The organism is Apilactobacillus apinorum (assembly GCF_001281175.1).
Classification (GTDB): Bacteria; Bacillota; Bacilli; order Lactobacillales; family Lactobacillaceae; genus Apilactobacillus; species Apilactobacillus apinorum.
Map to the genome: position 1 here is coordinate 563,312 of NZ_KQ440395.1, position 25,691 is coordinate 589,002.

26 protein-coding genes and 2 other annotated features are annotated in these 25,691 nt (G+C 33.0%); of the genes, 21 read left to right on the top strand and 5 right to left on the bottom strand.

Features of this window, described 5'->3' with window-relative positions; genetic code table 11:
• The 9 genes from RZ74_RS02305 to RZ74_RS02345 all read left to right on the top strand — a co-directional run.
• Window positions 1-1,008 (top strand): methionine ABC transporter ATP-binding protein (locus RZ74_RS02305; RefSeq protein ID WP_413813625.1); only part of this gene is annotated, 1,008 nt, incomplete at its 5' end.
• A 49-nt stretch (window positions 1,009-1,057) separates the two neighbouring features.
• Complete coding sequence (locus RZ74_RS02310; protein WP_187291390.1) at window positions 1,058-1,693, top strand: methionine ABC transporter permease; 636 nt, start codon at window positions 1,058-1,060, stop codon at window positions 1,691-1,693.
• A 12-nt stretch (window positions 1,694-1,705) separates the two neighbouring features.
• On the top strand, window positions 1,706-2,530 hold the full coding sequence (locus RZ74_RS02315) for a MetQ/NlpA family ABC transporter substrate-binding protein (protein WP_053949839.1): 825 nt from the start codon (window positions 1,706-1,708) through the stop codon (window positions 2,528-2,530).
• 100 nt (window positions 2,531-2,630) lie between these two features.
• Complete coding sequence (locus RZ74_RS02320) at window positions 2,631-3,014, top strand: GntR family transcriptional regulator (RefSeq protein WP_053949840.1); 384 nt, start codon at window positions 2,631-2,633, stop codon at window positions 3,012-3,014.
• Complete coding sequence (locus RZ74_RS02325; protein ID WP_053949841.1) at window positions 2,995-3,861, top strand: ATP-binding cassette domain-containing protein; 867 nt, start codon at window positions 2,995-2,997, stop codon at window positions 3,859-3,861. The genes RZ74_RS02320 and RZ74_RS02325 overlap by 20 nt, the downstream gene beginning before the upstream one ends.
• Entirely contained in the window at window positions 3,861-4,631 is a 771-nt protein-coding gene (locus RZ74_RS02330) for a hypothetical protein (RefSeq protein WP_053949842.1), read from the top strand. The genes RZ74_RS02325 and RZ74_RS02330 overlap by 1 nt, the downstream gene beginning before the upstream one ends.
• A 74-nt stretch (window positions 4,632-4,705) precedes the next feature.
• Complete coding sequence (locus RZ74_RS02335; protein WP_053949843.1) at window positions 4,706-5,803, top strand: D-alanine--D-alanine ligase family protein; 1,098 nt, start codon at window positions 4,706-4,708, stop codon at window positions 5,801-5,803.
• A gap of 176 nt (window positions 5,804-5,979) precedes the next feature.
• Entirely contained in the window at window positions 5,980-6,525 is a 546-nt protein-coding gene (locus tag RZ74_RS02340; RefSeq protein WP_053949844.1) for a DNA-3-methyladenine glycosylase I, read from the top strand.
• Window positions 6,526-6,557: 32 nt separating this feature from the next.
• A complete protein-coding gene (locus RZ74_RS02345) occupies window positions 6,558-7,370 on the top strand; it encodes a helix-turn-helix transcriptional regulator (RefSeq protein ID WP_053949845.1) in 813 nt (270 codons plus the stop codon).
• A 37-nt stretch (window positions 7,371-7,407) separates the two neighbouring features.
• Here the strand turns inward: RZ74_RS02345 and RZ74_RS02350 are convergent, their stop codons facing one another.
• The 5 genes from RZ74_RS02350 to RZ74_RS02375 all read right to left on the bottom strand — a co-directional run bounded on the left by RZ74_RS02350 (window position 7,408) and on the right by RZ74_RS02375 (window position 11,328).
• A complete protein-coding gene (locus RZ74_RS02350) occupies window positions 7,408-7,869 on the bottom strand; it encodes a universal stress protein (protein ID WP_053949846.1) in 462 nt (153 codons plus the stop codon).
• 313 nt (window positions 7,870-8,182) lie between these two features.
• Window positions 8,183-9,436 carry a replication-associated recombination protein A gene (locus RZ74_RS02360; protein WP_053949922.1) on the bottom strand — a complete coding sequence of 418 codons (1,254 nt, stop codon included), beginning with the start codon at window positions 9,434-9,436 and terminating at the stop codon, window positions 8,183-8,185.
• Window positions 9,437-9,469: 33 nt separating this feature from the next.
• Window positions 9,470-9,940, bottom strand: a complete 471-nt coding sequence (locus RZ74_RS02365) for a YueI family protein (RefSeq protein ID WP_053949848.1) — start codon at window positions 9,938-9,940, stop codon at window positions 9,470-9,472.
• Window positions 9,941-10,057: 117 nt separating this feature from the next.
• On the bottom strand, window positions 10,058-10,666 hold the full coding sequence (gene rpsD, locus RZ74_RS02370) for a 30S ribosomal protein S4 (protein ID WP_053949849.1): 609 nt from the start codon (window positions 10,664-10,666) through the stop codon (window positions 10,058-10,060).
• 197 nt (window positions 10,667-10,863) lie between these two features.
• On the bottom strand, window positions 10,864-11,328 hold the full coding sequence (locus RZ74_RS02375) for a GAF domain-containing protein (protein WP_053949850.1): 465 nt from the start codon (window positions 11,326-11,328) through the stop codon (window positions 10,864-10,866).
• A gap of 158 nt (window positions 11,329-11,486) precedes the next feature.
• On the opposite strand from RZ74_RS02375, the gene RZ74_RS02380 reads away from it, so the two are divergent.
• The 12 genes from RZ74_RS02380 to RZ74_RS02435 all read left to right on the top strand — a co-directional run bounded on the left by RZ74_RS02380 (window position 11,487) and on the right by RZ74_RS02435 (window position 25,688).
• A complete protein-coding gene (locus RZ74_RS02380) occupies window positions 11,487-13,196 on the top strand; it encodes a septation ring formation regulator EzrA (protein ID WP_053949851.1) in 1,710 nt (569 codons plus the stop codon).
• 99 nt (window positions 13,197-13,295) lie between these two features.
• Window positions 13,296-14,444 carry a cysteine desulfurase family protein gene (locus RZ74_RS02385; RefSeq protein WP_053949852.1) on the top strand — a complete coding sequence of 383 codons (1,149 nt, stop codon included), beginning with the start codon at window positions 13,296-13,298 and terminating at the stop codon, window positions 14,442-14,444.
• A gap of 15 nt (window positions 14,445-14,459) precedes the next feature.
• The gene (gene thiI / locus RZ74_RS02390; RefSeq protein WP_053949853.1) at window positions 14,460-15,677 is read left to right on the top strand and encodes a tRNA uracil 4-sulfurtransferase ThiI; all 1,218 of its coding nucleotides are present in this window, start codon (window positions 14,460-14,462) and stop codon (window positions 15,675-15,677) included.
• A 105-nt stretch (window positions 15,678-15,782) separates the two neighbouring features.
• Window positions 15,783-16,280 carry a peroxiredoxin gene (locus RZ74_RS02395; protein WP_053949854.1) on the top strand — a complete coding sequence of 166 codons (498 nt, stop codon included), beginning with the start codon at window positions 15,783-15,785 and terminating at the stop codon, window positions 16,278-16,280.
• Between the two features lie 45 nt (window positions 16,281-16,325).
• Window positions 16,326-16,538, top strand: a binding site (T-box leader).
• A gap of 38 nt (window positions 16,539-16,576) precedes the next feature.
• A complete protein-coding gene (locus tag RZ74_RS02400; RefSeq protein ID WP_053949855.1) occupies window positions 16,577-19,237 on the top strand; it encodes a valine--tRNA ligase in 2,661 nt (886 codons plus the stop codon).
• Window positions 19,238-19,300: 63 nt separating this feature from the next.
• The gene (locus RZ74_RS02405) at window positions 19,301-20,611 is read left to right on the top strand and encodes a bifunctional folylpolyglutamate synthase/dihydrofolate synthase (protein ID WP_053949856.1); all 1,311 of its coding nucleotides are present in this window, start codon (window positions 19,301-19,303) and stop codon (window positions 20,609-20,611) included.
• A 179-nt stretch (window positions 20,612-20,790) separates the two neighbouring features.
• Window positions 20,791-21,792, top strand: a complete 1,002-nt coding sequence (locus RZ74_RS02410) for a rod shape-determining protein (protein ID WP_053949857.1) — start codon at window positions 20,791-20,793, stop codon at window positions 21,790-21,792.
• A 57-nt stretch (window positions 21,793-21,849) separates the two neighbouring features.
• A complete protein-coding gene (gene mreC / locus RZ74_RS02415; protein WP_053949858.1) occupies window positions 21,850-22,695 on the top strand; it encodes a rod shape-determining protein MreC in 846 nt (281 codons plus the stop codon).
• Window positions 22,696-22,712: 17 nt separating this feature from the next.
• Window positions 22,713-23,231, top strand: coding sequence for a rod shape-determining protein MreD (mreD, locus tag RZ74_RS02420; RefSeq protein WP_053949859.1), 519 nt, complete (start codon window positions 22,713-22,715; stop codon window positions 23,229-23,231).
• 33 nt (window positions 23,232-23,264) lie between these two features.
• Window positions 23,265-23,936 (top strand): septum site-determining protein MinC, encoded by a 672-nt coding sequence (locus RZ74_RS02425; protein WP_053949860.1) that lies wholly within the window; start codon window positions 23,265-23,267, stop codon window positions 23,934-23,936.
• Window positions 23,936-24,739: a septum site-determining protein MinD gene (gene minD / locus RZ74_RS02430; protein WP_053949861.1), complete on the top strand. Its 804-nt coding sequence runs from the start codon at window positions 23,936-23,938 to the stop codon at window positions 24,737-24,739. The genes RZ74_RS02425 and minD overlap by 1 nt, the downstream gene beginning before the upstream one ends.
• 43 nt (window positions 24,740-24,782) lie before the next feature.
• Window positions 24,783-25,006: a binding site (T-box leader), on the top strand.
• Window positions 25,007-25,049: 43 nt separating this feature from the next.
• The gene (locus RZ74_RS02435) at window positions 25,050-25,688 is read left to right on the top strand and encodes an amino acid ABC transporter permease (RefSeq protein ID WP_053949862.1); all 639 of its coding nucleotides are present in this window, start codon (window positions 25,050-25,052) and stop codon (window positions 25,686-25,688) included.
• The last annotated feature ends 3 nt before the right edge of the window (window positions 25,689-25,691 follow it).

Sequence of the window (25,691 nt, forward strand, 5' to 3'; positions counted from 1 at the left end):
AAGTACAAGCTGGACAAGAGTATATTAACCGCCGTAAAGGATGTTAACTTAGAAGTTAACGATGGGGAAATTTACGGAATTATCGGATACTCAGGTGCTGGTAAGAGTACATTAGTTAGAATGCTAGATGGTTTGGAAGCTCCAACATCTGGTTCAATTGAAATTAATGGTAAGGATATTGCTAAGTTAAGCAATAGAGAATTACGTGAACAACGTAAAAAGGTTGGAATGATTTTCCAACACTTCAACCTATTATGGTCTAGAACCATTCTAGAAAACGTTGAATTACCTTTAGAAATCGCTGGAGTAAGTAAAAGTGATCGTCGTGAAAAAGCAACTAAGTTAATTGAACTTGTTGGTTTACATGGACGTGAAAATGATTACCCATCAGAATTATCAGGTGGTCAAAAACAAAGAGTTGGAATTGCTAGAGCACTTGCTAACGACCCAGAAATTTTAATTTCTGATGAAGCAACTAGTGCTTTGGATCCACAAACAACTGATGAAATTCTTGATTTATTATTAGAAATAAACCAAAAACTAAACTTAACTATTATGCTAATTACTCATGAAATGCATGCAATTAGAAAAGTAGCTCAAAAAGTTGCTGTTATGCAAGAAGGTCAAGTTGTTGAAACTGGAAACGTATATGACATTTTCCAAAACCCACAACAAGCTATCACTAAACGTTTCGTTAATGAAGACGGTGCTCCTAATGCTAAGGATCTAAGTATGACTGTTGATGAAATTATTAAGAACTATCCAAATGGAATGGTAATTAAGCTATTGTTTAAGGGAACTCAATCTCAAAAACCAGTGGTTTCTCAACTAATTAGAGAATTCGATTCATTAGAATTAAACATCGTTGAAGGAAGTATTCATCAAACTCAAGGTGGTTCAATTGGATCACTAGTTCTTCAACTTCTAGGTACTGCTGAAGATCAAAATAAAGCAGTTGAATACTTGAAATCATTAAACGTGGAAGCAGAGGTGATTAACCGTGGCTAATCAAGGAATTCAATCGTACTTCCAATTTAACAACGTTAATTGGGATGCAATGAGACAAGCAACATGGGAAACAGTTTGGATGACAGCATTATCAATGATTATTGTTTCCGTATTAGGAATTATTTTGGGACTATTATTATTCGAAAGTAGAAATAAATCTGGTTTCGGTTGGAAATTAGTTAACTGGATTGTGTCACTATTAGTTAACATTTTTAGATCAATTCCATTTATTATTTTAATCGTATTATTATTACCATTTACTAAGGACATCGTTGGTACCATTATTGGTCCAAAAGCTGCGATTCCTTCACTAGTTATTTCTGCTGCACCATTCTATGCAAGAATGGTTGAAGCTGACTTTAGAGAAGTTGATAGTGGAGTAATTGAAGCCGTTAAATCAATGGGTGGAACTAACTGGGATGTTATCTTTAAAGTACTATTACCTGAAAGTACACCTGCATTAATTGCTGGTGCAACAGTTACAGCTATTTCATTGATTTCATACACTGCTATGGCTGGTGCTATTGGTTCAGGTGGTCTAGGTTACTTAGCATACCTAGATGGTTTCCAATCAAATAACAACACTGTTACTTTAGTAGCGACTGTAATTATTTTAATTATCGTGTTAATTGTTCAAACAGTTGGAGACTTATTAGTTAAAAGAATTGATAAACGAACACTATAAGGAGGATTTAAAATGAAAAAAGTATTATCCTTTGGTGGTATCGTAGTATTATTCATCGTTCTATTATTATTAGGACCTGGTAATTATAAGGCTAAGAATACTATTAGAATTGGTGCTTCAAATATTCCACATGCGGAAATTTTGAGACATATCGAACCAGAATTAAGAAAAAAAGGAATTAAGTTAGATATCGTAACTTTCCAAGATTATGTGTTACCTAACCGTGCACTAGCTGGTAAGCAATTGGATGCCAATTACTTCCAAACTCCTGCATTTTTAGATCAATGGAATAAGGAATATGATGGTCATCTAGTAAACGTTGGTGCCGTTCATTTGGAACCAATTGGTATTTACTCAAAGAAGTACAAAAAGCTATCTGATTTGAAAGATGGGGCTCATATCCTAGTAAGTAGTAATACACCTGACTACGGTCGTATTCTTCAATTATTCCAACAAAATGGATTAATTAAGATTAAGAAGGGTGTTAATATTACTCAAGCTAACTTTAGTGATATCGCTTCTAATCCTAAACACTTGGTCTTCCAAACTGGTTATGAACCAAAGATTATGCCTTTGATTTATAACAACGGCGAAGGGGATGCAGTTGCAATTAACTCTAACTACGCTGTTCAAGGTGGATTGCAACCTGATAAGCAAGCAATTGCGCTACAAAAGCCAGAAAAGAATTCACCATACTTTAATATCGTTGCCGTTAGAAACGGTGATCAAAACCGTAAGGATATTAAAGAGCTAGTAAAAGTATTACAATCAAAATCCACACAAGAATGGATTAAAAAACATTATAAAGGATCAGTATTACCAGCAATGGATTACTAATAAAAAGGCGTTTTTAAACGCCTTTTTTTGTTGACATTTTTTATAATTACAAGTATAGTTAGTTGCATAAGTAATTAACCTAAAACAAGGTGGTGAAAAAATGCAATTTGATTTCAACAGTCCGGAACCAATTTTTATTCAAGTTGCAACTCAATTAGAAGATGCGATTTTCACGGGAGCTTTCCAAGAAGGAACACAAATTCCTTCAACAACCGAAATATCAAAACAATTTAAGATTAATCCTGCAACAGTATTAAAAGGGATGAACATGTTAGTTGATAATGATCTATTGGAAAAGCGTCGAGGAAGAGGCACCTTTGTTTCTAATGGAGCTCAAGAAGCCATCATTAAGAAACGTCAAGAGCATTTCTATAATGATTACATTTTAAACTTAATTAACGAATCTAAAAAATTACAATTATCAGAAGACGATATACTAACACTTGTAAAGAGAGGGTACGATAATGAGCAAAATAGAAATTAAACATTTAAAAAAGCGATTTAAGTTTTCAAAAGAACCTCTATTTACTGATATCAACATTACGTTTGAAGAAAATCAAATTTATGGATTATTTGGTGAAAATGGAGCTGGAAAATCAACATTAATGAGTTTGATTGCAGATTATAATTTTGTTACTGCTGGTGAAGTATTATACGATGGCGAACCTGTTCACGATAATTCTAAGGCATTACAAAATATCTATTACATGAGTCAAAATAATATGTATAACAAGAATGATAAAGTGAAGAAAATATTCGACTTTGTTAGTAAGTTATATGTAGACTATGATGTTGAACTACAAAATCGATTAGTTAAGAAGTTCAGATTAGATGAAAGTCAAAAGTTTAATAAACTATCCACAGGATACAAATCAATTGTCCGAATTATTATTTCATTGTGTGTACCTTGTAAGTTTATTTTTATGGATGAACCAACACTTGGTTTAGATGCTCGTAATAGGGAAGTTTTTTACACTAGCTTAATTGAAACTTACAGTGAAAATCCAAGAACTTTTGTACTATCAACTCATATCATTGAAGAAATTGATCAAATCATTAATCATTTCATATTATTACAAGATGGTGAAATTAAGATGGATAGTTCTATTGATGATATTTCAGAAAAATCATACAGTATTTCTGGGCCTAGTGAAGATGTGGATAAATACATTCAAGGAATCAATGTTTTAGATTCTGATCAATTAGGAAGATATAAGACAGTTCATTTTATGGATGAACTTCCAAATAGAGAAAAACCAGAATCAGTGGATATTGAAAAAATGAAATTACAAAAATTACTAATCTACGTTATGGAAAAGGAGGGTAAATAATGAGAACTAAAGAACTAGTTAAAATGTATGTAAAAGAATTTTTACCATTCCTGGAATACGCGTTAATTGTTTCAGTGGTCTTATTATTATTCTCTGTCCTTGAAAGTGAACAGAAGTTTAGATTGAATGATTTCCAAAACCAATTTATTTCTATTCCATATATTTTTGATTTCTTTGCTTTGTTATGCGTAAGCATGAACCACAATCGTTTTAAATTAGCAATTCAACATGGAATTGATCGAAAAGATTTCTGGAAGGCTAAGCTAATGCTTATGGCTAAAGCCAGTTTAGTGGTAAACGTAATTAACTTGGTATTTGTATTAATTATCATGAAAATGCACGGGATGAATTCTCTAGCGTATACTAGTACGTATTTTGGATTTTTCCATAGTTACTTTATTGACGTTATTTTTATGTTTATTACTGATTATATAGCGTTGTTATTATTGATGGTATGCGTCAATTGTTTTGGAACATTTGCTTCCTTATTTAATCGTTACGGTAAAATTTGTTTTTACTTAATTTTAGCAGCAATGTACTTTTTCGTCGGCTCAATTTTGGCTAAATACAGTGTTGTTGCTTCATTTACACATTTCTTGGGTAGAATTCATACTGAAGTGTTTTTAAACCTTGTTTTTGGTTTATATGAAAATCAAAAGCTTCACCCATATAGCAATCCGATTCATATAATCATTTCGATGCTAATTATGTTAGCAATAGCAGCAGCTTTCAATCTATTGTTTACTAAATTAGTTCAAGTAAAAAGATAAAAAAGCATCATGTAAATAATAAAAACATGTTATAATGTAGTTTCTAAGTTTTATTGATAGGACGGTATAAAAAGATGAAAAAGACTCATTTAGCTTTACTTTTTGGTGGAGATTCATCAGAACATGATGTTTCAAAACGTTCAGCTCATAACATTTATGACGCAATGGACAAAGATAAGTATGATATTAGTTTGTTTTTAATCACAAAGACAGGAATTATCTTAGATGACGAAGCATCTCATCGTGTCTTTGATGGTGAACCTGAAGACCAAGTCGTTGAAGAAGTTGTTAAGGATTTAGATTTCTCAGATCCATTAGCACCTATTAAGAACCTTTCAAAGACTAAGAATATTGACGTATTCTTCCCAATCGTTCACGGTAATTTGGGTGAAGATGGAACTATTCAAGGTTTACTACGTTTAATGCACAAGCCTTATGTAGGTAGTGGTATCCTAGAATCTGCTATGGGATTTGATAAGGATATTACTAAGAAGATGTTGAATTTAGCTGGTGTTAGAAACACTAACTATTACTTAATTACTCCTGATAACAAGGATGAATTTAGTTACGCTAAGTTACAAGCTGAATTTGGTGATGTTATCTTCTTGAAGCCTGCTAACCAAGGTTCTTCAGTTGGTATTCACAAGGTTACTAACGAACAAGAATTTGAAGAAGGTCTAAAAGACGCATTCAGATATGATTACAAGATTTTAGCTGAACAAGCAATCAACGGTCCAGAAGAACTAGAAATTTCTATTTTAGGCAATGAAAAACCAATTGCATCACAAGTTGGTGCCATTAGAGTTCCTAAAGAAGATAAATTCTATACTTACGATAATAAATTCGTTGATGCTAGTCAAGTTCAATTTGATATTCCTGTGGATATTCCACAATCATTATCAGATGAAATTACTGACCTAGCTCTCCGTGGATACAAAGCATTGGGTCTAAAAGGACTTGCTCGTATCGACTTCTTGGTATCTAAGGAAGGTGTTCCTTACCTAGGGGAAGTTAATACTTTACCAGGTTTTACTAACATTAGTCTATACCCACAATTATGGGAAGCTTCAGGTATTAGTTACACTGAACTAATTGATAGATTAATTGACCTAGCATACAAAGAATTTGATCGTAGAAACAACATCATTCACGATTTCAAACCATTATCATAATTTTTAAAAGACGATAGCCTTTAATTAGGTTATCGTCTTTTTTTGATGAAAAGGTTAAGAAATTATTAAGAAAGGCTTCTCAATTTGGTTTTTTTAAAGTTTGTAATATTCTAGTAAGTAACAAACACCATTTTGCGTATGTAATATTGTATGAGAAATGAAAGGAATTTATAAAGATGAATAGATGTAGCTGGGCTAATGAAGATACTAATATGTTAATTTATCACGATAATGAATGGGGAGTTAAGAAATTCGATGTAAATGATTTATTCGAAAGTTTAACATTAGAAATATTTCAAGCTGGATTATCTTGGCAGACGGTTTTAAATAAGAGAGATGCTTTTAGGAAATCATTTTGTAATTTTGATATTGAATCAATTAGTAAGTTTAATGATGAAGATATTGAAAGGTTATTGCAAAATCCAAAAATAATAAGAAATCGTGCAAAAATAATTGCTACGATTGAAAACGCTAAATGCTGTCTTGAAAATGATTTGTGTCAGTTAACATGGCAACCGTTTGAATTTCAATCCCTAGATGGTTTAAATAATGGAGATAAAATTGGAACTCCTGATTTTGTAAACGATTATGTTAAATCATTTAAAAAGATTGGATTTAAAAGAGTAGGACCTACTACTATGTATTCATATTTACAGTCTGTAGGGGTTGTAAATGACCATGATATGAATTGCTTTAGACATGATCAATTAATAGAAGAATAGATTTGGGATAATCTTAAAAAGGGGGGATAATGATGAAGTTTAATAGTAATTTGATTAAGAAAAGACGAAAAGAACTAAAATTAACACAAGCAGATTTAGCCAGAATGGTTAATTGTAGTCAACCAATTATCTGTCAAATGGAAAAAAACAATTATAAGCATGATATTGATGAATCAATCATTAAATCAATTTGTGATGTTTTACAATTAAAAATTGATGATGTGATTGAACAATATAATGATCCCGATATCATGGATGTTGATATTTTCGAAACGATTGTTGAAGCTTCAACATCAATTGACTCCCTTGATAGATATAAACCATTCTTAGATAGTGCAGATTCTTATATCCGCTTTTATATTTTAAACTCAATAAAAAAATGGAAATTGTCATATCACGAAGAAGCAATTCATGATCTTGAAATAGCCAACAAACTATCAATTAATAATGACAACAAGATTACTTTAGATAGAATGTTTCTTTTAACGTTATTATCACTTGAATATTGTGAGGTCAATGAGTATCAATTTGGATTCGATGCAATGATGGAATTAATAAGGTTATACTATGAGTTTAACTTTAAAGATAAAAATTTTAAGTATTGTACATTGTTATGGGATGAATTGTTGGATATTTGCATACAGGAGAGCAATACTTGCCTTTATAAACATTTATTCAGAATTAGATATGTTACAATATATTACGCATCTTATAAGAATTATAACGGGATGCCAAGTTATGAAAAGCTCATGGAAATGATCGAGGATGACAATATTTTCGCAGCACAAGATAACTATGAAAGAAAAATGGTTGATGAGTATATAAAAAAGAGACATTGGAAATAACCAATGTCTCCAAAGGATTCTTTAATTAGAATCCTTTTTATTTTTGTACTTTATTTTCTAGGTCTGATTTTACGATTAACACGTCACATTCAGCAACTCTAGTTACGTATGAAGCAACTGAACCGATTAGAAGTCTTTCAGCTGCACTTTGACCGTTAGCACCGATAATAATTAAATCAGTATCAAAACGATCAACAAGATCTCTTGAGATGATTGATTTAGGTGCACCGTATTCAATAGTGTAATCAACATTTGTTAATCCGCTGTCCTTAGCTTTTTGTAGATACTTTTCTAAGGAATTTTTGACTCTAGCTGTTACATCATCAAGCATAGATGAGTCAAAGTTAGCAAGGTTAGTGAATGATCTAGTATCGATTACGTGAACGATGTGTAAGTCAGCTTCGTTATGTTTAGCGACTTCCAAAGCTTTTTCAAAAGCTAATTTAGAATTTTTTGAACCATCGATTGGAATCATAATTTGATTGTAATCTTTTAACATATTCTGCCACCTCAAACTATTTTTTTGTAATGAAAGTAACTAATAATAGTTCCATTACCAATATCATTATACAACTTATTACCATGATGATTGTAACAAAAATTAACGTGGTTAAGAAAACTGCTACCGCAGCTAGTAAAGCGAGAACTAAATATACAATACCAAAAAACTTAACAATCTTGGATAAAGCGGTATTGTTTTCTGGGTGTAAAAGCATGAATGGCTTATCAGTATGCTTTAGTAAATAGGTACCAATAACGAATAAGATAATGGTAGCTAAAATTAAAAGAACTTTTATTAACATTGTGTGCTCCTATTTATCACGTTGAGCGTGAATTAGTTTTTCATATTGTTGTTTAAAACTGGCTTCGATTTTTCCGTTAGTTTTAGGTTCATAGTAGCTATCAGATTTAATTTTATCAGGTAGATACTGTTGTTTAACCCAATCGTTAGGATAATTATGAGCGTACTTATAATCAACACCATGGCCCAATTTTTTAGCGCCCGAATAGTGGCTATCTTTAAGATGATTAGGTATTTCCCCATAGTTACCAGTTCTAATTCGACTAATTGCTGCGTCAATGGCTTTCATTGCAGAGTTAGATTTAGGGGATAAGCATAGCTCAATAATCGCATTTGCAAGAGGGATGCGTGCTTCTGGGAAGCCAACCTTATTTGCAGCTTCAATTGCAGATACAGTTCTTGAACAAGCTGCAGGATTTGCTAATCCAATGTCTTCATATGCGATAACCATTAATCTACGACTGAGGGAATTTAAATCACCGGATTCAATTAGTCTTCCAGCATAATGAAGTGCAGCATTTACATCTGATCCTCGAATTGATTTTTGGAATGCCGAGACAACATCATAATGAGCATCACCGTTTTTATCTTGAGTTAGTGCTTTTCGTTGTAAACAAGATTCGACGTCTTCTAATTTCAAATGAATTAAACCATCTTTATCTGGTTCGGTGGAATTAGCTGCTAGTTCAAGTGCATTTAATGCGCTTCGTAAATCACCGTTAGTGCTTGTAGATAAGAAATCAATAGCATTGTCATTGATTTTAATATCCATGTTTCCTAAGCCATTTTCTTTATCATCTAATGCTCTTTGAACAGCAGTTTGAATGTCATCTTGACTAAGTGGATGAACCTCAAAAATTTGAGTACGACTTCTGATGGCCGGATTAATATTGATATATGGGTTCTCAGTTGTAGCACCAATTAGAATAATGTTTCCACTTTCTAAAAGGGGAAGTAAGAAGTCTTGTTTAGTTTTATCTAATCGATGAATTTCATCCAGTAATAGGACAACCGTTCCAGACATCTTTGCTTCTTCAGCGACGATTTGTAAATCTTTCTTGGTATCGGTAGCAGCATTTAGTTGTCTAAATGCATATTTAGTGGATCCAGCAATAGCACTTGCGATACTAGTTTTACCAGTACCGGGTGGTCCGTATAAAATCATTGAAGATAGTATTTTTGCTTTAACCATTCGATTAATGATCTTACCAGAACCGACTAAGTCTTGTTGTCCTACAATATCTTCGATTTTTTTGGGCCTCATACGATATGCGAGAGGTTGCAAATTATCACTCCCTTATTTGAATAAATTTTTTAGCTTAGATAGTACGGATGAACTTTGTGTATTATCTTCTGTTGTGCTTTCTGTGTTTGAAACTTGACTGTATTTATCTTCAAAATCAATTTGTTCTACATTGATAGATTGATTGTTAGCATAAACGATTCCGTAATCATCATCGGATGTGCGATAGAAAGAATCGGTTCTAATAATGAATTTGACGTTATTAGAAGATGCGGTCTTTAAGTAGGGGGCAATCAAGTCATGATCCAGATTTCCATTAATAATAACTTGATAGTCATGATTTTTATCTATTTCAGTTTGTAATGCTTTTATAGCTTCAGGATTTTTTAAATCTTTAATCTTAATACATAGTGCAACGCGTTCTTTAAATGTTCCTAGATATTCACGTTGTTCGTCCGGATTCACTTTAGGGGTTCCGCCCATAGTAGACTGTTCTAAACGGCTACTAACATCATCTTGACTCATAATTAACACTCCTTAAAATGATTTTAATTCTATTTTATCATTAATTACAGTAGGGTAGAAAAAAAGCGTTTTGCAAATGCAAAACGCTTTTGGATTCCAACAGGCAATAATCAGAAATTATAGCTTGTTGTAGTATTCAACGATTAGTGAAGCATCAATATCAGCATTCATTTCGTCACGTTGAGGTAATCTAGTTAAAGAACCTTCTAGCTTGTCAGCATCGAATGATACGTATTGTGGACGACCAACAACAGCATCAACTGATTCTTTAATAATTTGTAGGTCTTTTGATTTTTCGCGAACTGAAATCACTTGACCGATTTTAACTTCGTATGAAGGAATGTCAACACGTTTACCATCAACAGTAATGTGACCGTGGTTAACTAATTGACGAGCTTGACGACGAGTAGTTGCTAAACCTAAACGGTAAACAACGTTGTCTAGTCTACGTTCTAGTAATACCATGAAGTTATCACCGTGACGACCTTCTCTAATTTTACCCGCACGAGTAAATAGCTTTGAGAATTGACGTTCAGTTAAACCGTACATGAAACGTAGCTTTTGCTTTTCCTTCAATTGGATACCGTATTCTGAAAGCTTACCGCGACGACCTTGACCGTGGTCACCAGGTGCGTATGGGCGACGAGCTAATTCTTTACCAGTACCTGAAAGTGAAATACCAAGACGACGAGAAATTCTCCAACTTGGACCTGTATATCTAGACATAAAAATATCCTCCAATAAAAATAATTATTTGGAGTAAAATAATCACTGTATACTTAGTATTCGTGCATATTGCTTTGCAATTTTCACCTCAGCAGCCGTGAGGGTACTAGTTGAACCTAATAGGCATCAATATGTTGACGAGCTTACCGTATACTGCTGCATTATTTTACACAAAGACTATTTTATGATTAATAGTCTTAATTGTCAATTGTTATATGGTTTTCAAAGACTTTTATGAACTCTTCTAATAGTTTTTGATCATCTTCTGAAAAACGATTCAAAATAGGAGCATCGATGTCTAATACACCAAAGGAAATTCCATCTTTAGAGATTGGAATAACGATTTCAGACTTGCTGTTTGAATCACATGCGATGTGACCAGGGAATTGATTAACGTCTTCCACTCTAATTGTTTTGTTTTCTTTGAATGATGTACCACAGACACCATTTCCAACAGGGATGTGAACACAAGCGACTTTACCTTGAAAAGGGCCAAGAATTAATTCGTTCTTATCATCTACGTATGTATAAAAGCCTGCCCAACTAACATTTTCAAGTTCTTGCATAAGTAATGCTGAAGCATTTGCCATGTTGGCGACATTATTATGTTCATCGGTTAATAATGCGTCTAATTGTTGTGCTAACATTGAATTGATTTCCATCTCTGAAAAACTCCTTTATATATTGGTAATAGGTATTTTAATAATTATCACGTATGATATAATTAAGTAATGTAAATTAGTTTATTATTAAAACATTAAAAATTCAAACAATTAATATAAAAAATACGATAATAAAAAATAAGGGGATAGATATAAAGATGATTGATTTAGTAATTCTGGGGATAGTAGTTGTCTTAATTATAGTAGTAGCTTCATTTATATACAAAAATAGTCTAATTAAAAAAATAGATGATGTTGAATCACGTAAAAATCTTATTGCTGAATCAACAGTAGGTGATTCACTTGAAGCTACCTCTAAAATCAAGCTTAATGGTGAATCATACAATCATTTTAATCAGTATAAAGATGAATACAATAAAATTTTTAATACTGAATTATTATCTATTCAACGTGATTTAGATGAAGCAAGAAGAAGTGCAAGCAGTTTTAAGTTACTATCCGCAAACGTATTATTAAGCGACATTGATGAAGATCTTAAACGAACAGAACAAGTTCTTGAAAATGTTGAAAAAGGATTAGTACAACTACAAACTCTTGATTCTGAACACAGAGAAGCTGTTGATAACATTGAATCAACTTTAAGAGAAGTTAATCAACAATTATTAGCACAAAATTATTCATTTGGTCCAAGTAGTGAAAAGCTTGAAGATAAGTTAAACTCAATCAAACAAGTATATGATGAATTTGTTGAATCCACTGAAAATGGTGATCAAGATAAGTCTGAAAAATTACTAGATCAAATTAATGCTTCAATTAAAGAATTAGCCGAGTTAATGAAGTTAATCCCTGATACATACGCTGCTTTATCAAAGGAATTCCCTAGACAGTTGGATGAAATTGATCGTGGACATAGTACTATGATTCAAACAGATTACAACTTTATTGATGATGAATTTGATGAAACACTAACAGCACTTAAGGAAGCTTGCCAAGATGGATTAAATTCTCTAAGTACGTTAGATATTCCTGAAACTAAGAAAACTAGTAGATATATTGAAGATACAATTGATTCATTATATGAAATCATGGAAAAGGAAATTGTTTCAAAGCGTAAAGTTAAAAAGAATCTTAGTTTAATTCATGACTATATTTTCCATGCTAAGAATCAAAATAGAATCTTGCTAGAAGAATTAGATGGATTAAGTAAGAACTACAATCTAGAACATAACGAACTAGAAGATGCTAATGAGCTATCTGATAAGATTGAAAAGATTGAAAGTATCTACAATGAAGATGCTGAAACAATTACTAACAAGAAAGCAGTTTATTCAGTCATTCAAAGACATCAACAAGATGCTAAGCAAGAATTAAGTGCAATTGAAAAACGTCAAAAAGACATTAACGATTCTGTTGCTGACTTGAGCGAGGAAGAAAGAGTGGCTAGAGATAGCTTACAAAAATTTGATTTACAGTTATTAACAATCAGAAGAAGAATTGATAATTTAAATCTTCCAGGTTTAACAGAAGATTTTCTAGAACGTTATGACTATGTATATAATGATGTTCAAAAGTTATCTTCATCAATTAACCAAGTTAAAATTAGCATGGATGAAATTAACCAAAAGCTTGCTAACATTTCTGACTCAATGAATGATTTAATTCGTGATACAGATAATATTGTAGACAGTGCTATGCTGGCCGAAAGACTTATGCAATATGCTAATAGATATCGTAATGATAATGCAGAAATTGATGAAGCTTGTGCTAAAGCGAAAGAATATTTTGATATTCGTTATCAATATGAAAAGAGTTTAGCAACAATTGCTGCTGCAATTGAAAAAGTTAATCCAGGTGCATATAAGCAAATTGAAACAGAATATTACGATGAAAAGAGTAATACTAAATAAGAAGAAGTAACGCGTTTAGATTTAAACGTTACTTCTTTTTTTCTGTTATAATGTCTAATATAGCTAAGTCGGACAAATAGAAAATGAGGAAGGGTAATAATGATATACTTTGACAATAGTGCAACTACTAAACCAGATGATTCTGTAGTAGCTACTTATGATAAAGTAAGTAAGGATTTTTGGGGAAATCCATCTAGTTTACATCAATTTGGTGAACAATCATTTAACTTATTGGAACAATCTAGATCACAAATTGCTAAGTTACTAGGGGTATTACCAAGTGAAATATTATTCACGAGTGGTGGTACTGAAGGTGATAACTGGGCCATTAAGGGAACCGCAATGGAAAAAAGAGCATACGGTAATCACATTATCACTAGTTCAGTTGAACATCCTGCCGTCAAAAATTCCATTGAGCAATTAACACAATTAGGGTTTGAAGCAACTTACTTACCCGTTGACGATGAAGGTAGAATATCAGTAGAGGATTTACGAAATGCAATTAGACCTTCAACCATTTTAGTAAGTATTATGGCTGTTAATAATGAAATTGGAACAATTCAACCAATCAAAGAGGTTGCTGAACTCTTAAAAGATTACCCTAATATCAGTTATCATATTGATGCTGTGCAGGGAATTGGTAAGGGTATTCATGACTTAATCTTTAATGATCGTGTAGATTTTGCTACCTTTTCTGGCCATAAGTTCCATGCTCCTAGAGGAGTCGGCTTTATGTACAAGAGAAGCGGCAAGAAGATTGCGCCACTTATTACTGGTGGTGGTCAAGAAAGAAACTTAAGAAGTAGTACTGAAAACTTGCCTGCAATTGCTGCAATGGCAAGAGCGGTTCGTTTACTACTAGATGATCAAGATAAAAAGGTTGCAAAACAACTTGAAATCAAGCAAAATATTCTAAGTCATATTTCTCAATTTGATAAAGTAAAAATATTCTCAAAAGATAACGATGGATTCGCTCCGCACATTCTCTGCTTTGCAATCTTAGGTGTTCGTGGTGAAACCGTAGTTCACGCATTTGAAAGTTTTGGAATTTATATTTCAACTACGAGTGCTTGTTCTTCTAAAAGACATGTTGCTTCAGGTACCTTATCAGCTATGAAAGTTGATGAGGATGAATCAACAAGCGCTGTTAGAATATCTTTGGATGAACATAATTCGTTAGAAGAAGCTAATAAATTTAACGAAGTATTTGATGAATTATATGAAAGATTTAAAAAGATTAACTCTTAGAAAGGAAATCCGTTAATGCAATACACTGAAATAATGGTTAGATACGGTGAATTATCCACAAAGGGTAAAAACCGTAAAGACTTTATTAAGCAATTAGGTAAAAACGTTGACAGAGTATTACATGATTTTGAAAACTTGAAGGTTTCAGCTAAACGAGATCGTTTACATGTTACTTTAAACGGGGATGACTCTGATAAAGTAATTGAAAGATTAAAAGACGTGTTTGGAATTGAAAACTTCTCACCATCAATTAAAGTTGATAAAGACATTGAAGCTGTTAAGGAAATGGCTGTAAAGATGATTAGTAATCAATTTAAGGATGGGATGACATTCAAGATTGATACTCGTCGTCAAGACAAGCATTTTCCTATGGATACTCATGACATCAATGATGCCTTGGGTGGATATATTTTAGAAAATGTTAAGGGAATTAAAGTACAAATGAAAGATCCTGACATTAAGCTTCGAGTTGAAGTTAGAATGAATGGAATCTTCTTATCAAGTGAAACAATTCCCGGAGCAGGAGGTCTTCCAGTAGGTACTGGTGGACGTGCGACAATGATGCTTTCTGGGGGGATTGATTCTCCAGTTGCAGCTTACATGGGGATGAAACGTGGAGTTAAATTAGACATGATTCATTTCTACAGTCCTCCATATACTAGTGAACAAGCACTAGCAAAGGCAAAAGAATTAGCTGGTAAGTTAACTCGCTTTGGCGGAAATATTCAATTTATTCAAGTTCCTTTTACTGAAATTCAAGAAGAAATTAAAGAAAAGGTTCCTGAAGGTTACTTGATGACCATTCAAAGAAGAATGATGCTAAGATTAGCTGCTAAGCTAACTTTAGATAGACATTGTAAAGGTGTCTTCACTGGTGAATCACTTGGTCAAGTGGCTTCACAAACATTGGAAAGCATGATGGCTATTAATGACGTTACAACTGTACCAGTATTAAAACCATTAATTTCAATGGATAAGACTGAAATCATCAAGATTGCTGAAAAAATTGATACTTATGATTTATCAATTATGCCTTTTGAAGATTGTTGTACTGTCTTTACACCACCTGCACCAAAAACTAAACCTGATTTGGAAAAAACCAGAGCTTGTGAAAAGTTAATTGATGTTGAAGCATTAATGCAAAGATCATTAGAAAAAGTACAAATCATTGATATTAAACCAGGCGAAGAATTCTTGAATGCTCAAGAAGATGTGTTCGCTGAACTACTATAATTAATAAAAAGCTATCTAAATCTTTAGATAGCTTTTTTGCTTGCAATTTAATCGTGTAAGTTGTATTTTATTTAACTAGTAAGTCATAACTAAGGAGAATTTAAAATGGAATTAAAATTTTTAGAAAAACCAGTTCAAACAATTAAAGAACCAATGGCAAAAGGGGAAGCGTTACCAGAATTTACTGTATTAGATGCAAAGGGTAACTCATTTACTAATGTTGATTTTAAGGGTAAACCAGCATTGATTTTAACTGTTCCTGATGTGAACTCACGTGCATGTAGTTTAGAAGCAAAGAAATTTAACAGAAAATCAGATAAGTACGAAAACGTTGATTTTTATACTATTTCAAAAAACACTGTTGAAGAACAAAGCGAATGGTGTGCCGCTAAAGGTGTAGAAAGCATGCATTTACTTTCAGATGCTGACAACAACTTTGGAATGGTTTCAGGAACATACGTTAAGGATATCGACGCACTTGCAAGAATGATTTTTGCAATCGATGAAAATGGTGAAATCGTATACCGTCAAGTTGTAGAAGAAATTGGTTCACAACCTGATTTTAACGAAGCACTTGATGTAGTTGAAAATTTAAATAAATAGAGTTGACGGTTGGCTAAAAATTGTCTAATATAATCAGTATAGAGTTTAAATGCGAAGATCAAGAGAGTAATCTAAGTTCTGTGATTTAGAGAAAAGATGATTAGGTGAAACATCTTTCCAGTAATTTAGATGAAGGTAACTTGTGAGCATTCATATTGATTTTGATAATTTAGATATGAACGGGCCATCGTTAACTGGTTAAGAGAAAGTATGTAAATACTTTAAATTAGGTGGTACCGCGAGCACTTCGTCCTATTGGGATGAGGTGCTCTTTTTATTTACTGGAGGGAAAGAAAATGGCAAAAGAAACAGAAATGTCAACTAAATATGACCATAATGACGTTGAAACTGGACGTTATGAAAAGTGGTTAGAACAAGATGTCTTTAAACCAAGTGGTGATAAAAAGGCTAAACCATATTCAATTGTTTTACCACCACCAAACGTTACTGGTAAGCTACATTTAGGACATGCTTGGGATACTACATTACAAGATATGTTAATTAGACAAAAGAGAATGTTAGGATATGACACTCTTTGGGTTCCTGGTATGGATCATGCTGGTATCGCTACACAAGCTAAGGTTGAAGCTAAGCTAAGAGAACAAGGAGTTTCACGTTACGACTTAGGCCGTGAAAAGTTTGTTGATAAAGTATGGGAATGGAAAGATGAATATGCTGCAACTATCAAGAAACAATGGGCTAAAATGGGATTATCACTAGACTATTCTCGTGAAAGATTTACTTTAGACGACGGTTTATCAGACGCCGTTCGTAAAGTCTTTGTTGATTTATATAACCAAGGTTTAATTTACCGTGGTGAATATATCATCAACTGGGATCCACAAGCTCAAACAGCTTTATCAGATATCGAAGTTATTCATAAGGATGACCAAGGTGCCTTTTACCATGTTAAATACCCATTTGTTGATGGAACTACTTTTGACGGTAAAGACTACATTGAAATTGCTACTACACGTCCTGAAACTATGTTTGGTGACGTTGCAGTTGCAGTTAACCCTAGTGATGAAAGATATAAAGATATTGTTGGTAAGAAGATTATGGTTCCTCTAGTTAAGAGAGAAATTCCAATTATTGCTGACCAATACGTTGATCCTGAATTTGGAACAGGGATGGTTAAGATTACACCAGCTCATGATCCTAATGACTTCAAGGTTGGAAATCGTCATGACTTGAAACGCATTAACACCATGAACGGTGACGCGACAATGAACGAAAATGCCGGTAAGTATGTAGGTATGGACCGTTTTGATGCCAGAAAAGCAATGGTAGCTGACCTAGAAGATGAAGGATTTATGCTAAAGATTGACCCAATTGTTCACTCTGTTGGTCACTCAGAAAGAACCGGAGTTCAAGTTGAATCAAGACTATCAACTCAATGGTTTGTTAAAATGCAACCACTTGCTGATAAAGCAGTTAAAAATCAATCAACAGATGACAAGGTTAGCTTTGTTCCTGAAAGATTTGAAAATACATTTACCCAATGGATGGACAATATTCATGATTGGGTAATTTCTAGACAATTATGGTGGGGTCACCGTATTCCAGCTTGGTATCACAAAGAAACTGGTGAAATGTACGTTGGAATGGAAGCTCCTAAAGACGCTGAAAATTGGGAACAAGATCCTGATGTATTAGATACTTGGTTCTCATCAGCGCTATGGCCATTCTCAACTTTAGGTTGGCCAGATGAAAATTCAGAAGATTTCAAACGTTACTTCCCAACTAATACTTTAGTTACTGGATATGACATTATCTTCTTCTGGGTATCAAGAATGATTTTCCAAAGTCTTACATTTACTGACCGTAGACCATTTAAGGATGTTTTACTTCACGGATTAATGCGTGATGCTCAAGGTCGTAAGATGAGTAAGTCTCTAGGTAATGGTATTGACCCTATGGACGTTATCGACAAGTATGGTGTTGATGCTTTACGTTGGTTCCTAGCAACTGGTAACACAGCAGGTCAAGACGTAAGATTTAGTTACGAAAAGATTGAATCTGCTTGGAACTTCATTAACAAGTTATGGAACGCTAGTCGTTATGTAATTATGAATTTAGGAGATATGGAAAAACCAGAACTTCCAGATTCATCAGAATGGAACTTAGCAGACAAATGGATTTTAAGTAAGTTAAATAGTGTTGTAAACCAAGTTACTGACCAATTTGAAAAGTACAACTTTGGTGAAGCAGGACGTGCACTATATGACTTCATTTGGAATGACTTCTGTGATTGGTACATTGAAATGAGTAAGGAAACACTTACTGGTGATGATGCCAAAGCTAAGGACAACACTAGAAACATTCTTGCATACACATTAGACAAGATTCTTAAGTTAATGCACCCAATGATGCCATTTGTTACTGAAAAGATTTGGTTAACAATGCCTCATGAAGGTGAATCAATCGTGGTTTCACAATACCCCGTAACCCATGATGAATTTAATGATGCAAAAGCTGAAAAGGATATGTCTGCTTTGATTGAATTAATTAAGGTGGTAAGAAATATCAGATCACAAGCTAATGCACCAATGTCATCATCAATTGACTTATTAATCAAGACTGATAACGAAGACTTGAAGAATATTTTCAATGAAAACAAGCATTACATTGATAGATTTTGTCATCCAAAGGAATTATCAATTGGATCAGATATCGTTGCTCCTAAGTTAGCGATGACTGGTATTATTACAGATGCTGAAATCAGTATTCCTTTAGCAGAACTAGTTGATCTTGATGAAGAAATCGCTAGAATTGAAAAGGAAATCGAAACTTATACTTTTGAAGTACAACGTGCTGAAAAGAAATTATCAAACAAAAAATTTGTTGATAACGCACCAGAAGATGTTGTTAATGCTGAAAAAGAAAAGCAATCTGATAACCAATCTAAGCTTGAAGCTGCAAAACAAAGACTAGAAGAAATTAAAAGTCAAAAATAGAAAAATAGAAAAGAGCCGGGAAGATTAATGCCCGGCTTTTTTTGAAAGAATGGTGAGTTAAAAATGGATTATGAATCTGCATTGGATTTTATTCATGGAAGATATAAGTTTAAAAAACATGCTAATTTGGATACTATTAAACGACTTTTAAAGGAACTTGGTAATCCAGAGAAAAGCTTAAAAATTATTCATGTTGGCGGAACTAATGGTAAAGGTTCAACTGTGTCTTATTTAAAAAACATTTTTATGGCAGAAGGTAAGACAGTTGGAACATTTACATCACCATTTATAACTAGGTTTAATGAACGAATTAGTGTTAACGGTCAACCAATTTCAGATGATGATTTGGTTGAGTTAGTGACAACGATTAAGCCAATTGTTGATAAACTTGACCTGGAACTAGCAGAAGATGGGCCAACAGAGTTTGAAATAATTACTGCAATGATGTTTTTATTCTTTTCACAACAACCAATCGATGTAGCGATTGTGGAAGTTGGAATAGGTGGGATTCTTGATTCAACAAATGTTTTAACTCCGGTTGTTTCAGTTATAACGACCATTGGAATGGATCATATGAAACTTTTAGGTAATACAACCCAAGAGATTGCTACACAAAAAGCTGGAATCATTAAAGACAAGCGTGATGTTGTTATTGGTAATGTTAACGATGAAGCAATGGAAGTTTTTATTGCAGAAACTAAGGCCAAAAAATCAGCATTGTATGCTTTTGACAATCAATTCACCATTAGTAATTTAAAAAATACCAATAGATGGACACAGACATTTGATTATGAAGATGATCAGGTTGTGATTAGAAAACTTGAATCACAATTATTGGGCGAGTATCAATCTCATAATGCTGCTTGCGCGATTAAAGCATATCTCTTGTATAAAAAATTTGAGAATGAAGATGCAAGTAGGGATGCAATCGTTGATGGTATTAAGAAGACTACTTGGCCAGGACGATTTGAAAAGGTAAATGAATTACCATTAGTTGTTTTAGACGGTGCACATAATGTTGATGCAATGAATCAACTTAAAAAACTAATCAAAAATTACTTCAGTGGAACAGAGATATACATTATCATTGGGATTTTATCTGATAAGAACTACATGGAAATGCTAAATATTATCGGATCAATAAACAATGTACATTTGGTTTTAACCAAGTTTGAAGCGTATGGAAGTAGACAAAGTGCAGATGTTGATCAAATTGCTTCTTCAATTAAGTCCAAAAACGATGTTCAAGTGATTGATGATTGGCGTGAAGCGATTGCAAATGTTGCATCCGAAATATCTGATGACGACATGATATTAGTAACAGGATCTCTTTATTTCATATCTGATGTTAGAAAGTTGTTTACAAATGGATAAAAAAATCATTAAAATTGCAAAAGTTTAATGATAAATCTTGCAAAATCGTATACACTAGAGGATGTTATTAAAATAAAGAAATAACTATGGTATACTAATAAAGTGAATTTAAATATGTATATTTAAAAAGGTGAAATTAAAAATAGCCAGCCAAATGTATTATGAAGGGATGAAAAACTGTGTTTGGATTTGGAACTAAAAACATTGGTATCGATTTAGGTACTGCTAACACAATCGTCTACGTAGATGGTAAAGAAATCGTGTTAAGAGAACCTTCAGTTGTTGCTAAAAACACTAAAACTGGAGAAATTGTTGCAGTTGGACAAGAAGCTAGAGATATGATTGGTCGTACTCCAGCAAGTATTTCAGCTATTAGACCTATGAAAGATGGTGTAATTGCTGATTACGAAACAACTGTTACAATGCTAAAATATTACATTAATAAAGCTGTTGGTAACTCAGGTAAGCCATATGTAATGGTTTGTGTGCCTAGTGGAATTACAGCTGTTGAAAAGAGAGCCGTTATTGATGCTACTCGTGTAGCCGGTGCAAAGGATGCTTACGTAATTGAAGAACCATTTGCTGCTGCTATCGGTGCTGGTCTTCCTATTATGGATCCAAAAGGTAGCATGGTAGTTGATATAGGTGGTGGAACTACTGATGTTGCAACAATTTCATTAGGTGGAATTGTTTCAAGTAGATCATTACGTGTTGCCGGTGACCGTTTGAATGATGCAATTGCTGCATACATTCGTAAGAACTACAATCTTTTGATTGGTGAAAGAACTGCTGAAAGATTGAAATGGGAAATCGGTTCAGCTTCAGTTGAAGAAGCTAAGAACATCGAAAATGTTACTATTAGAGGTAGATACCTATTAACTGGATTACCAAAGAGTATCGAAATTACTGCAGAAGATGTTGCTCGAGCAATTGCTGAACCAATTCAAGAAATTATTGGTACAGTAAAGGAAACCCTTGAAGAAACATCACCAGAAATTTCTGCTGATGTTATTGATCATGGAATTGTTTTAACTGGTGGTGGAGCTTTACTAAAGAACTTACCACAAGTTATCTCAGAAGCTACTAAGGTTCCTGTTTCAATTGCTAATAACCCGCTTGATTGTGTTGCAATCGGAACTGGTGAATCATTAAAGAGCATCGATATTATGAAGAGAAAATAGTTTAGATAAGCGGGGAGAATATCTTCCCGCTTATTTGCTAGTTCGGAGGACTTTATTATGCGAAAATTTTTCTCCAATCGAAAATGGATGACCTTTGCTGTGATTTTTATTATCTGTTTAGCATTTATTTCATTTTCTGTATCAACTAGAAATAAGAAATCAATGCCACCATTTATTCAAAGATTCGGCAATGATGTGGTTGGAATTGTGGGATGGACTGTCTCAGGACCATCTAACGCTTTAAGACATGCTGGTGAAACCGTTAATAATTTAATTAACACATACAAGGAAAATCAAAGACTAAAAGCACAAGTGGAAACTGTCACTGCTACTAAAGTTAGAGATCAAGCGTTACAAAAGGAAAATACTCAGTTAAAACGTGAATTAGATATCAAGGACGGTTTAACTGACTATAATCCAATTGTTGCTGAAGTATTGGTAAGAACACCATCTGCATGGCAAAATCAATTTGTAATCAACAAAGGTAAATCTGCAGGAATTCAAAAAAACATGTCTGTATTAGGTGCTAAAGGATTAATCGGAAGAGTAATCGAGGTTAATAACACTAACAGTAAAGTGGAATTGGTTTCTGACACAGTTGATTCTGATGACAAATTTTCCGTTGAAATAACTAACTCAAATGGTCAGGTAGTAAACGGAATTATCAACGGATATGATAGAAAAACAGGTCAACTAATAATTGGTCATTTAAATACTAAAGTTAAACTTAAGGCGAACGATAAAGTTTCTACTAACGGTTTAGGTGGTTTAACTCCAAAGGGAATTTACATTGGTAAAGTCTCAAAGGTAGCAAGTGATGATTTTGGATCTGCTACTAAGGTGTATGTAAAAACACCAGCTGATATGAATGATTTAGAAGTAGTTACCGTTGTTAATAAATAAATTTGAGGTGATTAAGTATGAAAAAGCATTATCCAATTAGGTATGTATTTATAATTGGTTTATTCATCGCTTTTTTTCTTGATGGATCAATTTCTTTAATTTTTAGTCATCATTTATTCGGTAATTTTGTGTTTATACCAAACATAACTTTTATCTGGTTATTTTTGGGAATGTATTTTATAAATAGAACCAATGAGCATATTGAGATGTGGGCAGCCATAATCGGATTAGTTTTTGATCTTTACTACACCGGTATTATTGGAGTTAATGTTATAATTTTCCCACTTGCTATATATGTTGGGAAAAAGCTATATCAATATCTTCCAACAAACGTATTGATGGGGATTGTATCATTTGGTATTAATATAGTTTTGATTAATATGCTTTCATTTTGGTTAAATAGATTAATGCATGTAACTAATTATTCAGGTAGTTATTTCATAGTTCATGCGATGATTCCTACTTTAATATTCAATCTGATTATTTTTATGATTTTATTTATTCCAGTGGGAGTATTATTCGATAGAATTGAATAATTAAACATGATATAAGAGGGAGTATCTAATTAAATGCAATCAGTAGTACTTAAGGGAACAAAAGATGGATATGAGTTAATTTTAAAAGAAACAGCCAGTATTAGAGATATACTTGTTGATTTAAAACAACTTCTAGAGGATCTTAGTGAAGAGAGTAAGAAAAGCAGTAATAAACTTAGTTTAAATGTTCAATTAGGTAATAGATTAATGTCAGACATTGCAAAAAATGATATTATTAAGTTAGTTGATGAATTTGACAATTTAGAAATTGGCAGTTTTTTAACTAATGTTATTACTAAAGAAGAATCTCAAAAGATTATGGCGAAAAATAATGTTGATGTGATGAGTAGAACCATAAGAAATGGTCAAGAAGTCAACGTTGAGGGAGACGTGCTATTTTTTGGTAAGATACATGAAGGTGGTAAGTTATTTGCTACTGGAAACATCTATAACATGGGAATCGTTGAAGGAATTGTTCAAGCTGGATTCCCTGATGATGAAAGTAAACTGATTATTGGTAATTTACATACTGCTCAGCAAGTACGTGTGGGTGAACAATATGACATCGTTTCAGATAAACCAATTGAAGATTCTGAAAAGACAGTCGTATATGTAAATGACCTACATGTTTTAAGCTATGGTAAAATAAAGAATCTAAAAGAGATTAATCCTAAGTTCTTTAATCGAATTGGAGGTATTGAGTAATGGGAAAAGCCATTGTAATTACATCAGGTAAAGGTGGAGTTGGAAAAACAACTTCAAGTGCAAATGTCGGAATTGCTTTAGCAATGATGGGTAAAAGAGTTTGTTTAATCGATTTAGATATCGGTTTAAGAAATCTAGATGTTGTAATGGGATTAGATAATCGTGTTATGTACGATATCGTTGATGTAGCAACTGGAAGAGTTAAACTAGTTCAAGCAATGGTAAAAGACAAACGTTTCGATGATCTTTTATACCTATTACCAGCAGCACAAAATACTGATAAGACTGCGTTAAATGAAGAACAAGTTAAAAGTATCGTTGATGAATTAAAACCTGATTTTGATTATGTTTTCATTGATTGTCCTGCCGGTATCGAACAAGGATTTATCAATGCCGTCTCAGGTGCTGATGGTGCGATTGTTGTTACCACACCAGAAATCTCAGCTGTACGAGATGCTGATAGAGTTATTGGACTATTGGAACAACATCCATTAAAAGAAACACCTAAGTTAATTATCAACCGTATTAGAAAGTCACTAATGAACGATGATAATTATATGGATGTTGATGAAATTACTACTCATTTAGGAATTGATTTATTAGGAATCATTTTAGATGATGATAAAGTAATTAGTACTTCTAACCATGGTGAATCAATCGTTATGAATCCTGATAACCCAACTGCTCAAGGTTACAGAAACGTAGCTAGAAGACTTGAAGGAGAAACGGTTCCTTTAATGAAAATTGATGCATCAAAAGAAAGTACATGGGATAAATTTAAGCACTTATTTAAACGTAGCTAAGATAATTATTGATTAAATAGTAATTATAAGTTATTCTATTAACAATAAAACATTGATCAGGAATTCGTTTATGGATGAATTTTAGAGAGCCTATGTAGCTGTGATATAGGCATTCAAATTAAACGTTCACGCCTGTGAGTTGTTATTCTGAACGTAATTAGGAATAAACCGGTGCAACCGTTATCTGCGAGTCTTATGACTCATTGAGCTATTTTGTGTGAACAAAGTAGGAAATTAGGTGGAACCACGTTTTCAAACGTCCTTTTGGCAATTGCCAAGAGGGCGTTTTTTTTATTAGGGAGGATTAAACATGCAATATATATTAGAAATATTACCTTCATTATTTTCTGGGGTAGTAACTACTTTAGAAATTTTTTCTTTAACAATTGTACTATCAATTCCGTTGGGAATTATCGTTTCATTAGCATTGACTGGAAAGAATATTATTAAGCTAATCTTTGAATTTTACGTTTGGATTATGCGTGGGACACCACTATTATTACAACTTATTTTTATTTTCTACGGTTTACCTATTATCGGAATTGTTTTCCCAAGATTTGAAGCAGCCTTATTCGCATTTACATTAAACTATGCCGCATACTTTGCTGAAATATTTAGGGGGGGGTTTCAATCTATTCCTAACAATCAATTTGAAAGTGCAAAGATGCTTAGATTAAGTCGTTGGCAAACTTTACGAAAAGTGATTATTCCACAAGTTGTAAAAATTGTGCTACCTTCCATCGGAAATGAAGTAATTAACTTAGTTAAAGATTCTTCATTGGTATATGTAATTGGAATTGGTGACTTATTACAAGCAGGGAATATTGCAACAGCAAGAGATGTTACTTTAGTACCTTTAATTTTAGTTGCTATTTTCTATTTAGCACTAACTGCTGTGTTAACTATTATTTTACGTAAATTAGAACAACACTTTGACTATTGGAGATAGAAA